Consider the following 10,673-nt stretch of genomic DNA (forward strand, 5'->3'; position numbering starts at 1 on the left):
GTCGCGGGAACCCGTCCGCGCCCCGGGCGTTGCCCCGGCATGTCCGCCAGGGAGCTGCGCCCGTGCCCTTCGTCATCCTGCTGCTGCTCGTGATCCTCATCGCCCAGTTCGGCTTCTGGGACACGCTGCAGGCGATCCTTGGCAGCTTGGCCATGATGGCCGTGCTGCTGTCGCTGCTGGCGGCGTTGGCCTATCTCGGTTTCCGCTGGATCCTGCGCAGGGCCGGGCGATAGGCGCCCGGCCCTGCGCAGGGGGCACCCGTCAGCTGCCGGGGAAGTCGGTGTTCCGTGTCTGCGCTGCCCAGACATCCATCTCTGCGATGGTGGCGCTGAGCTTCTCCCGCGCCCGCCGCAGCGCGTCGGACCCCAGCAGAAGTTGCCGGGGCGGGGACTCCGCCCGCACGGCGGCCAGCATCACCTGAGCCGCCCGGACAGGATCGCCGGCCTGCCGGCCGTGATTGCCGGCGAAAACCGCATTGCTGTGGCCGATGGTATCGGCATAGGCCGCGTCCGCGTCGCCACTCCACTGTACAGAATGATCTGACAGGAAGTCGGTGCGAAAGGCGCCGGGCGCCACCGCCGTCATCTTGATGCCCAGCGGTGCCACCTCCAGTGCCAGGGCAGCGGAAAACCCTTCCAGCGCGTACTTGGCCGCGGCATAGAGCGCCGACCCCACTGATGGCGCCCGCCCGGCAATGGAAGTTATGGTGACGATATGCCCCCCGCCCTGGGTCCGGAGATAGGGCAGGGCCGTGCGGACGATGCGAATTGGCGCGAACACATCGACGTCGAACAGGCGGCGCAACTGGTCGTCCGTGCTGGTCTCCACCGCGCCCAGCAGGCCATAGCCGGCATTGTTGACGATGACGTCGATGCGGCCGGCCAGGGCAAAGGCCCGGTGGACCACCTCCGCCGCGGCCCCCTCGTTGGCCAGATCGGCCTTGAGGACATGCAGCCGGCCCGCTGCTGCCGAGCCTTCTGTCTCGGGGATGGCCGGGGGCGCGCCCCGAACTGTGCCGATGACCGTGTCGCCGGCAGCCAGCACGGCTTTTGCCAGTTCCAGCCCCAACCCGCGCGAAATACCCGTAATAAGCCACGTTGCCATGGTGGGTCTCCTTTCGCCGATGCAGATAGCCCCACCACGGCAGCTACAGAATGCCGGGAAAACTAACGGGCCTTGTTAGTATTTCTAAAAGATGTTCTGCTTACCCCATGGACACGCTTCTGCGCAGCAGTGACTACACCCAACTCCGCGCTTTCCTGGCGGTGGCGGAGGCCTTGAGTTTCAGCCGTGCGGCGGAGGGTCTGGGCATCACTCCGTCGGCTCTCAGCCAATTGATCCGTGGGCTGGAGGACAGGCTTGGCACCCAGCTCCTGCAACGCACCACCCGCAGCGTCGCCTTGACCTCGGCGGGGGAGAGCCTGTTCCTGCGGGTCCAACCCGCGGTTCACGAGCTGGGGGCGGCCCTCGGTCAGCTGCGTCAGACGCAGGCGCGCCCGGCAGGTACAATCCGGGTACATAGTTTCCGCTCGGCAGCGGACCGCTACATTGAGCCGATGCTGGCCGGATTCCATCGCGATTACCCCGAGATTGTGCTGGACCTCACCCTGGATGACACGGTGGTGGACGTTGTCCGGTGCGGTTTCGATGTGTCGCTGCGCATCGGAGAGGTGATCGAGCGCGACATGATCGCGGTGCGCCTGGGGCCGGATATGCGCCAGATTGCCGTGGCTTCGCCGGATTATCTGGCCAGGAATGGCCGGCCGCAGCATCCGCGGGAGCTGTTGCAGCACCGCTGCATCTGTTGGCGCTGGCCAGGCCAGACGCGGCTCTATGCCTGGGAGTTCTTCGGTAACGGTGCCTGGTTCGATGTGGCGGTGGATGGTCCCTTGATCGTCAATGATAAGGAGATGGCCATCAAAGCCGCTCTACGCGGTGTCGGCATCGCCTTCGCCGTCGACAGTGCGGTGTCCACCCATCTGCAGGCGGGGCGTCTGGTTCCCTTGCTGGAGGCATGGTCCGAGCCCTTTCCCGGCATTTTCCTCTGTTATCCGCAGCAGCGGCAGATGGCTCCGGCCCTGCGCGCCTTCATTGATAGCGTGCGGGGACAATGTGCGGGCGGTGGCCAGAGCGCTACAGCCCCAACGCCCGCAGCTGCCGGATCGAGTCCGCGGCCGTCCGGTGCAGGATGAAGGCGCCGCCGCGGGCCTCCCATCTGTCCTTGGTCTTCTCCCGATCGTCCACCAGCACATGGCCGGGACCGGACCAGTCCGGCTTGTCGCGGGCCATGCAGGTGACAACCTCCACCTCCGCTCCCAGCATGGCGGCGACCCAGCGGCGTTTCTGCGCCGCCGCCCAGCTGCCCAGCGGCAGTCCGGTCAGGATCACCGGCCGGTGCGGCAGGCAATGGTCCCACAGGGTCCGGGCATCGGCCATCAGCTCCAGCGTGCCGAAAAAATCGGGCGCGCGGGCCAGGGCGGCCCACATGGTCCGCGCCGATTGCTGATCGGGCCGGCGGCCGGTGATGGTCTCCACCCCGCGATTGAAATCGGCCAGCACGCCGTCGAGATCGAGAAAGAGCTTGGTCATGGGGCTCCTGTCCCCGGCGGTTCTGCCGATGGTTGCGACCATGGCGGCGTCGGTTATGCTGCGTCAACAGTCGGACATGGGGACATGACGTGGATGCCGTGGTAGCCGGGGCGGACCGGGAGCAAGGGCAGGGGACAGGCAAGGGGGAACCGCTCTACCGCAGGGTCAAGACCCATGTGCTGGACAGCATTGCCGCCGGGGCGCTGAAACCCGGCGACCGCGTGCCTTCGGAGCATGAGCTGGTGGCGGCCTTCGGCATTTCCCGCATGACCGCCAACCGCGCCCTGCGCGAATTGACGGCGGAGGGCTATCTCACCCGCATCGCCGGGCTGGGGACCTTCGTCGCCGCGCCGAAGCCGCTGGGCACGGTGCTGGAGGTGCGCCCTATCGCCGAGGAGATCGCCGCCCGCGGCGGCCGGCATCAGGCCGTGCTGCTGCGTCTGGCCCGTGAACCGGCGCCGGAGCTGGTGGCCACCGCCTTCGGCCTGCCGCCGGGAACGCCGCTGTTCCATTCCGTGCTGCTGCACCGGGAGAACGGGCGGCCGCTGCAGCTGGAGGACCGTTGGGTGCTGCCGCTGCTGGCACCCGCCTATCTGCAGCAGGATTTCCCCGCTATGACCCCGTCGGAATATCTCCTGGCCGCCGTGCCGCTGCAGGAGGCCGAGCATCTGGTGGAGGCTGTCATCCCCGGCGAGGAGGTGCGCCGCGCCCTGGAGATGGCGGTGGGCGAGCCCTGCCTGTTGCTGCGTCGCCGTACCTGGAGCGGCGGGGGCGCCAATGTGCCGGCCAGTATGGCTGGCGGGGGCGAGGGCGACGGCGCGCGCGTGGCTTCCGTGGCCGATCTGTGGTTCCCCGGCTCCCGCTACCGGCTGGGCGGACGCTTCCGTCCCGACAAGATCTAGGACCAGACAAGGCATAGGGGGTCAGGGCAGGACCCGGTCCACCCCGGCCAGCACGGCGCCGCTGCAGCGGCTGCCCCCCAGCCAATAGGCCAGCTCCGCCGGACGTTCGATCTCCCACAGGGCAAGATCGCAGCGCAGGCCCGGTGCCAGCATGCCGCGGTCGGTCAGGCCCAGGGCGCGGGCGGCATGGCGGGTCACGCCGGCCAGCGCCTCCGCCGGTGTCAGTCCGAACAGGGTACAGCCCATGTTCAGCGTCAGCAGCAGCGAGCGCATCGGCGAGGTGCCGGGGTTGAGATCGGTGGACAGGGCCATGGGAATGGAGCGGGCGCGCAACCCCGCCACCGGCGGCATCCGGGTTTCCCGCAACAGGTAGAAGGCGCCGGGCAGCAGCACGGCCACGGTGCCGGCGGCAGCCATGGCATCCAGCCCGGCCGCATCGGCATATTCGATATGGTCGGCCGACAGGGCGCCGAAGCGGGCGGCCAGGGCTGCCCCGCCGCTGTCCGCCAACTGGTCGGCATGCAGCTTCACCGGCAGCCCGTGCGCCTGCGCCGTCGTGAAGACACGCGCCGTCTCCTCCGGCGTGAAGGCGATGGTTTCGCAGAAGGCGTCCACGGCATCGGCCAGTCCCTCCGCCGCCGCGGCCGGGATGATCTGCTCGCAGATCAGGGTGATGTAGCCGGCCCGGTCCCGGGCGAACTCCGGCGGCAGGGCATGGGCGGCCAGCAGGGTGGCGCGGACCGACACCGGCAGCACCGCATCCAGGCGGCGGGCCACCCGCAGCATCTTCAACTCGGCCTCAAGCTCCAGCCCGTAGCCGGATTTCACTTCCACCGTGGTCACCCCTTCGGCCAGCAGCGGCCGCAGCCGAGCCGCGGCGCCGGCCAGCAGCGCGTCCTCGTCCGCCGCGCGGGTCAGGCGCACCGTGCGACCGATGCCGCCGCCGCTCCTGGCAATATCGGCATAGCTTTCCCCGTTGAGGCGGCGCTCCCATTCATCGATGCGCTCGCCGCCGAAGACCAGATGGGTATGGCAGTCGATCAGGCCGGGGGTGATCCAGCGCCCGTCCAGCTGCACCACGCGCCGGGCCAGATCCTCCGGTCGGCCAGGCAGGTCGGCGCGGCGGCCGATCCAGGCGATGCGGCCGTCCCTGGCCGCCAGGGCACCGTCGGCAAGGCTGCCATAGGCATCGCCGCTGTCCGCCCGGTCGGGGGCCAGCGTCGCCAGATGCCCGTCCAGCCACAGCGTATCCCATGCCGGTGCCGCCATGCCGTACCTCCCGATTCCGCGCCCTTGTCCGGCGGGCAGCCTACCGCTAGACTGGTTGTATAGACAAGCGACGCATCCGTGACGGAAGCCACTGAAAGCCGGGGCGGACGACATCGGGTGGGACAACGCGGCCACCGCTGGCGGGGAGGAACGGACATGCCCAGCTATTTCGCGCCTGCCGCCCGGCTGCCCCAGGGCTGGGTCCGCAATGTGCGGCTGGAGGTGGACGGGACCGGCACGCTGACAGCTGTCACGCCCGATACGGTGCCGGACCGGCTGACGGGGGACGGGGTCGAACGCCTGTCCGGTCCCATCGTGCCGGGGATGGCCAACCTGCATTCCCATGCGTTCCAGCGGGCCATGGCCGGGCTGGCGGAACAGGCCGGGCCGGCCGGTGACAGTTTCTGGTCCTGGCGCCGCACCATGTACGGCTTCGTCGAGCGGCTGACGCCGGAGGACGTCCAGGCCATCGCCGCCCAGCTCTATGTGGAGATGCTGAAGGCCGGCTACACCGCCGTGGCCGAGTTCCATTACCTGCACCAGGCGCCGGACGGGCGCCCCTATGCCGATCCGGCGGCGCTGTCGCGGGCCGTGATCGCCGGGGCACGGGCGGCCGGCATCGGCCTGACCCATCTGCCGGTCCTGTACATGGTCGGCGGGCTGGACGGGCGGCCCCTGGCCCAGGGGCAACGGCGCTTCGCCGGCACCCCCGCCGGCCTGCTGGACCTGCTGGCGCGGCTGGCGCCGGAGACCGGGCCGGACCTGCGCCTGGGGCTGGCGCTGCATTCCATCCGCGCCGTGCCCGCCCGCGCCCTGCGCGAGGCCGTGGCCGGCTGGACCGACGCCGATCCCGCCGGCCCCCTGCATATCCACATCGCCGAGCAGCCCAAGGAGGTGGAGGAGGCGGAGGCGCATCTGGGCGCCCGGCCGGTGGAATGGCTGCTGGGGACGCTGGCGCTGGATGCCCGCTGGTGCCTGATCCACGCCACCCACATGACCGAGGCCGAGACCCGCCGGCTGGCCGCCACCGGCGCCGTGGCCGGTCTCTGCCCCACCACCGAGGCCAATCTGGGCGACGGGCTGTTCCGCTGGGAGGTCTGGCGCCGCAATGGCGGCCGTTTCGGCGTCGGCAGCGACAGCCATATCAGCGTCGATGCGCGGGAGGAGCTGCGCTGGCTGCATTACGGCCAGCGCCTGATCAGCGGGCGCCGGTCCCTGGACCTGCCGGGCCGCAGCCCGCATCTGGGTGCCCGCCTGTGGCTGGATGCGGCGGAGGGCGGGGCACAGGCCCTGGGCCGCCCCACCGGGCGGCTGGAGCCAGGCTGCCGGGCCGACTGGCTGGTGCTGGACCCTGATCATCCCGCCCTGCTGGGCCGCGACGGCGACCTGCTGCTGGATGCGCTGGTCTTCGCCCAGGCCGGAGCCAGCCCCATCCGTGATGTGCATGTCTCCGGCCGTCCGGTCATCCGCGACGGCCACCACCGCGACGAAGCCGCCATCGCCGCCGCCTATCGCCGCGTGCTCGACCGGCTGCTGCGTTAGCCGCCGCCCGCTTCCCGCGTTCCCCCACCCCAGACCCGGACCGTCCGCCCATGCCGACCCGCAGCGACAACAGCCGCCTGATCCGCAGCCCCCGCGGCCTGACCCTGACCGCCCGATCCTGGGCCACCGAGGCGCCGCTGCGCATGCTGATGAACAATCTCGATCCGGAGGTGGCGGAACGGCCGGAGGAGCTGGTGGTCTATGGCGGCATCGGCCGGGCGGCCCGCGACTGGGAGAGCTTCGACCGCATCGTCGGCACCCTCAAGCGGCTGGAGGCGGACCAGACCCTGCTGGTGCAGTCGGGTAAGCCGGTCGGTGTGTTCCGCACCCACGCCGATGCGCCGCGGGTGCTGATCGCCAACTCCAACCTGGTTCCGCACTGGGCCAGCTGGGACACGTTCCATGAACTCGACCGGCTGGGGCTGATGATGTACGGCCAGATGACGGCCGGGTCCTGGATCTATATCGGGACCCAGGGCATCGTGCAGGGCACTTACGAGACCTTCGTCGAGGTCGGCCGGCGCCATTATGGCGGCGACCTGCGCGGCAAATGGATCCTCACCGCCGGGCTGGGCGGCATGGGCGGGGCCCAGCCCCTGGCCGCCACCATGGCCGGCGCTTCCTGTCTGGCCGTGGAATGCCAGGCCAGCCGCATCGAGCGCCGGATCGAAACCCGCTATCTCGACCGCCGGACCGACAGCCTGGACCAGGCGCTGGACTGGATGGCCGAGGCGGGGGAAACCGGGCGGCCCGTCTCGGTCGGGCTGCTGGGCAATGCGGCGGAGCTGTTCCCGGAACTGGCCCGCCGGGCCAAGGCCGGCGACCGGCGCGCCACCCCGGATGTGGTCACCGACCAGACCAGCGCCCACGACCCCATCAACGGCTATCTGCCCGCCGGCTGGAGCGTGGCGGCGTGGCTGGAGCGGCGGGAGCGCGAGCCAAAGGCCGTGGAGGCCGCGGCGCGCCGCAGCATGGTCGCGCATGTGCAGGCCATGCTGGACTTCCACGCCATGGGCATTCCCACCCTGGATTACGGCAACAATATCCGCCAGATGGCGCGGGAGGAGGGGCTGGCCGACGCCTTCGCCTTCCCCGGATTCGTCCCGGCCTATATCCGGCCGCTGTTCTGCCAGGGCAAGGGGCCGTTCCGCTGGGCCGCCCTGTCCGGCGACCCCGACGACATCGCCCGCACCGACGCCAAGGTCAAGGAACTGATGCCCGCCGATGCGCATCTGCACCGCTGGCTCGACATGGCGCGGGAGCGCATCGCCTTCCAGGGGCTGCCGGCCCGCATCTGCTGGCTGGGGCTGGGCGACCGCCACCGCATCGGCCTAGCCTTCAACGAGATGGTGGCGCGGGGCGAGATCGGCCCCGTGGTCATCGGCCGCGACCATCTGGACAGCGGCTCGGTCGCCAGCCCCAACCGCGAGACCGAGGCCATGCGCGACGGGTCCGACGCCGTGTCCGACTGGCCGCTGCTGAACGCCCTGCTGAACTGCGCCTCGGGCGCCACCTGGGTCAGCCTGCACCATGGTGGCGGCGTCGGCATGGGCTTCAGCCAGCACAGCGGCATGGTCATCCTCTGCGACGGGACGGAGGACGCCGCCCGCCGGCTGGCGCGGACCCTGTGGAATGATCCGGCCACCGGCGTCATGCGCCATGCCGACGCGGGCTATGCGGACGCCATCGACTGCGCCCGCCGTCTGGGTGTCGATATGCCGATGCTGGGATGAACCAACGGTGCCGGCCATGATCCCCGATCCCCCCTATGTCCTGACCCCCGGCCGCATTCCCCTGCTGGTCTCCTTCCCCCATGTGGGCACCGCGCTGCCGCCGGGGCTGGCGGAGCGGCTGTCGCCGCAGGCCGGGACGCTGCCCGACACCGACTGGCTGCTGCCGGATCTCTATGATTTCCTGCACGCCATGGGCGCCAGCCGCATCGTGGCGCGCTACAGCCGCTATGTGGTGGACCTCAACCGCCCGGCCACGGATGAGAGCCTGTATCCCGGCCAGACCACCACCGGCCTGTTCCCGGCGGAGACCTTCGACGGCGGGCCGGTCTGGCGGATCCCGCTGACCGCGGCCGAGAAGACGGCGCACCGGGAGCGGATCTGGGCGCCTTACCATGCGGCCCTGGCGGCGGAGCTGCAGCGGATCAGGGCCGCGCACGGCTATGCCCTGCTGTGGGATGCCCACTCCATCGCGCCGGTGCTGCCGCGCCTGTTCCCGGGCCGGCTGCCCGACCTCAATCTCGGCAGCAATGACGGCCGCGCCTGCCCGCCGGCGGTGGCCGCCGCCGTGCTGGACGCCGCCAGGAGCGCCGCCGGGATGACGGCCGTCCTCGACGGGCGCTTCAAGGGCGGCCACATCACCCGGTCCTATGGCCAGCCGGCGCAGGGGGTCCATGCCCTGCAGCTGGAACTGTCCCAGGCCACCCATCTGGCCCCCCGCCCGGCGGCGGCGCCCGCCGCCGTCCCGCCGGACCCGCCCCTGACCCCGGCCCTGGACCCGGCCGCGACCGCCGGCCTCCGCCCCGTGCTGCGCCGCCTGCTGGAGACGTTCCTGGCCGCCGCCGCGGCCCATCACCCCGCCGCCCCGCTGACTGGACCCCGCCAATGAGCCTCCCCCCCTCCCGCCCCGCCGCTCCGCCGCCGGCCCTGACCCTGGCCCCCGGACGCCTGACCCTGGTGGATCTGCGCCGCGTGCTGGCGGGACCGGTGCGGGTGGTGGCCGATGCCGGTGATCTGGCCCGGGCCGCCGCCTCGGCCGCCACGGTGGCCGAGGTCATCGGCCGCGGCCGCACCGTCTATGGCATCAATACCGGCTTCGGCCTGCTGGCCCGCACCCGCATCGAGGCGGACCGGCTAGCCGAGTTGCAGCGCAATCTGGTGCTGAGCCATGCCACCGGCACCGGCCCGCTGCTGGACGATGCCGTGGTGCGGCTGATCCTGGTGCTGAAGGCGGCCAGCCTGCTGCGCGGCTATTCCGGCGTGCGCGCCCCGGCCATCGAGGCGCTGCTGCGGCTGGTGGAGGCCGAGGTCTATCCGGTCATTCCGGCCAAGGGTTCGGTCGGTGCCTCCGGCGATCTGGCGCCGCTGGCCCATCTGGTGGCGCCCCTGCTGGGCGTGGGGGAGATGCGGCACCGCGGGCGGATCGTTCCGGCAGCGGAAGGATTGACCCTGGCCGGGCTGGCCCCGCTGGAACTGGGCCCGAAGGAGGGGCTGGCGCTGCTGAACGGCACCCAGGTCAGCACCGCCCTGGCCCTGGCCGGCCTGTTCGCGGCCGAGACGGTGTTCGATGCCGCCATCCTGGCCGGGGCCATGAGCGTGGACGCGGCCCGCGGCAGCGACACCCCCTTCGATGCCCGCATCCATGCCATCCGCGGCCATCGCGGCCAGATCGACACGGCGGCGGCCTATCGCGGCTTGCTGGCCGGCAGCGCCATCCGCGACAGCCACCGCGACTGCACCCGGGTGCAGGACCCCTATTGCCTGCGCTGCCAGCCCCAGGTCATGGGCGCCTGCCTGGACCAGTTGCGCATGGCCGCCGGCACGCTGGCGGTGGAGGCCAACGCCGTCACCGACAACCCCCTGGTCTTCGCCGCCGGCGAGGGGAGGGAGGGCGATATCCTGTCCGGCGGCAATTTCCACGCCGAGCCGGTGGCCTTCGCCGCCGATCAGGTGGCCCTGGCCCTGGCGGAGATCGGCACCCTGTCGGAGCGCCGCTCGGCCATGCTGGTGGACCCCAACCACAATGGCGGCCTTCCGGCCTTCCTGGTGCGCGACGGGGGCTTGAACAGCGGCTTCATGATCGCCCAGGTCACCGCCGCCGCCCTGGCCTCGGAGAACAAGGGGCTGGCCCATCCGGCCAGCGTTGACAGCATCCCCACCTCGGCCAACCAGGAGGACCATGTCAGCATGGCCACCTGGGCCGCCCGCCGGCTGGGCGACATGGCCGACAATGCCGCCGGCATCGTGGCCGTGGAACTGCTGGAGGCCGCCCAGGGGCTGGACTTCCACCGGCCCCTGCGTTCCTCCCCGGCGCTGGAGGCGGCCCATGGGCTGCTGCGCGGCCGCGTGGCCTTCTGGGACGGCGACCGCTACTTCGCTCCGGATCTGGCCGCGGCCAAGGATCTGGTGCGGGCCGGCGCGGCGGGCGGCACGACCCTGGGGGGCTGCCCGCCCTGGATCGAGGGCTGAGGCCGGGGCAACGCACCGCAAAGGCGACCAAAGGCGACCTTAAGCTGGACTGCCCCCCTAAACTGGGACATCTGGAAAAGCTACAGTTCTCTTGAGAGGAGAGGGCTGATGGGCAAGCGACGTAGTTTAGAGGAGAAGTTGGCTGCGTTGGCGCGGGTTGAGGCCGGAGAGA

Annotated in this window: 10 protein-coding genes; 7 read left to right on the forward strand and 3 right to left on the reverse strand. The window is 71.1% G+C overall.

What is annotated here, in order from left to right; all coding sequences use genetic code 11:
* Positions 1–62: 62 nt before the first annotated feature.
* The gene (locus DK368_RS21725; protein ID WP_193552266.1) at positions 63–233 is read left to right on the forward strand and encodes a hypothetical protein; all 171 of its coding nucleotides are present in this window, start codon (positions 63–65) and stop codon (positions 231–233) included.
* Between the two features lie 28 nt (positions 234–261).
* Here DK368_RS21725 and DK368_RS08180 read toward each other — a convergent pair whose 3' ends face one another.
* Positions 262–1,104, reverse strand: a complete 843-nt coding sequence (locus DK368_RS08180; RefSeq protein WP_114393424.1) for an SDR family NAD(P)-dependent oxidoreductase — start codon at positions 1,102–1,104, stop codon at positions 262–264.
* Between the two features lie 107 nt (positions 1,105–1,211).
* On the opposite strand from DK368_RS08180, the gene DK368_RS08185 reads away from it, so the two are divergent.
* Positions 1,212–2,192, forward strand: a complete 981-nt coding sequence (locus DK368_RS08185; RefSeq protein WP_114393425.1) for a LysR family transcriptional regulator — start codon at positions 1,212–1,214, stop codon at positions 2,190–2,192.
* Here DK368_RS08185 and DK368_RS08190 read toward each other — a convergent pair.
* Complete coding sequence (locus tag DK368_RS08190) at positions 2,134–2,589, reverse strand: hypothetical protein (RefSeq protein ID WP_114393426.1); 456 nt, start codon at positions 2,587–2,589, stop codon at positions 2,134–2,136. The two genes, DK368_RS08185 and DK368_RS08190, sit on opposite strands and share 59 nt — an antisense overlap.
* 89 nt (positions 2,590–2,678) lie before the next feature.
* Here DK368_RS08190 and DK368_RS08195 point away from each other — a divergent pair, with 89 nt between their 5' ends.
* Entirely contained in the window at positions 2,679–3,491 is an 813-nt protein-coding gene (locus DK368_RS08195) for a UTRA domain-containing protein (RefSeq protein WP_205028092.1), read from the forward strand.
* 21 nt (positions 3,492–3,512) lie between these two features.
* Here DK368_RS08195 and hutI read toward each other — a convergent pair whose 3' ends face one another.
* Positions 3,513–4,760 (reverse strand): imidazolonepropionase, encoded by a 1,248-nt coding sequence (hutI, locus tag DK368_RS08200; protein ID WP_114393427.1) that lies wholly within the window; start codon positions 4,758–4,760, stop codon positions 3,513–3,515.
* A 156-nt stretch (positions 4,761–4,916) separates the two neighbouring features.
* Between hutI and DK368_RS08205 the strand changes: the two genes are divergently transcribed.
* The 4 genes from DK368_RS08205 to hutH are packed head-to-tail and all read left to right on the forward strand — an operon-like array spanning position 4,917 to position 10,501.
* A complete protein-coding gene (locus DK368_RS08205; RefSeq protein ID WP_114393428.1) occupies positions 4,917–6,302 on the forward strand; it encodes a formimidoylglutamate deiminase in 1,386 nt (461 codons plus the stop codon).
* Between the two features lie 50 nt (positions 6,303–6,352).
* Positions 6,353–8,035, forward strand: a complete 1,683-nt coding sequence (gene hutU / locus DK368_RS08210) for a urocanate hydratase (protein ID WP_114393429.1) — start codon at positions 6,353–6,355, stop codon at positions 8,033–8,035.
* Positions 8,036–8,051: 16 nt separating this feature from the next.
* Positions 8,052–8,921, forward strand: coding sequence for an N-formylglutamate deformylase (gene hutG / locus DK368_RS08215; RefSeq protein ID WP_114393430.1), 870 nt, complete (start codon positions 8,052–8,054; stop codon positions 8,919–8,921).
* Positions 8,918–10,501, forward strand: a complete 1,584-nt coding sequence (gene hutH, locus DK368_RS08220) for a histidine ammonia-lyase (RefSeq protein WP_114393431.1) — start codon at positions 8,918–8,920, stop codon at positions 10,499–10,501. The genes hutG and hutH overlap by 4 nt, the downstream gene beginning before the upstream one ends.
* Positions 10,502–10,673 lie beyond the last annotated feature (172 nt).

The organism is Oleisolibacter albus (assembly GCF_003336875.1).
GTDB classification, from domain to species: domain Bacteria; phylum Pseudomonadota; class Alphaproteobacteria; order Azospirillales; family Azospirillaceae; genus Niveispirillum; species Niveispirillum album.

Coding starts and splice junctions, on each gene's coding strand:
- DK368_RS08180 (WP_114393424.1), bottom strand. CDS start 1,104: ATGGCAACGTGGCTTATTACGGGTATTTCGCGCGGGTTGGGGCTGGAA.
- DK368_RS08185 (WP_114393425.1), top strand. CDS start 1,212: ATGGACACGCTTCTGCGCAGCAGTGACTACACCCAACTCCGCGCTTTC.
- DK368_RS08190 (WP_114393426.1), bottom strand. CDS start 2,589: ATGACCAAGCTCTTTCTCGATCTCGACGGCGTGCTGGCCGATTTCAAT.
- hutI (WP_114393427.1), bottom strand. CDS start 4,760: ATGGCGGCACCGGCATGGGATACGCTGTGGCTGGACGGGCATCTGGCG.
- DK368_RS08205 (WP_114393428.1), top strand. CDS start 4,917: ATGCCCAGCTATTTCGCGCCTGCCGCCCGGCTGCCCCAGGGCTGGGTC.
- hutU (WP_114393429.1), top strand. CDS start 6,353: ATGCCGACCCGCAGCGACAACAGCCGCCTGATCCGCAGCCCCCGCGGC.
- hutG (WP_114393430.1), top strand. CDS start 8,052: ATGATCCCCGATCCCCCCTATGTCCTGACCCCCGGCCGCATTCCCCTG.
- hutH (WP_114393431.1), top strand. CDS start 8,918: ATGAGCCTCCCCCCCTCCCGCCCCGCCGCTCCGCCGCCGGCCCTGACC.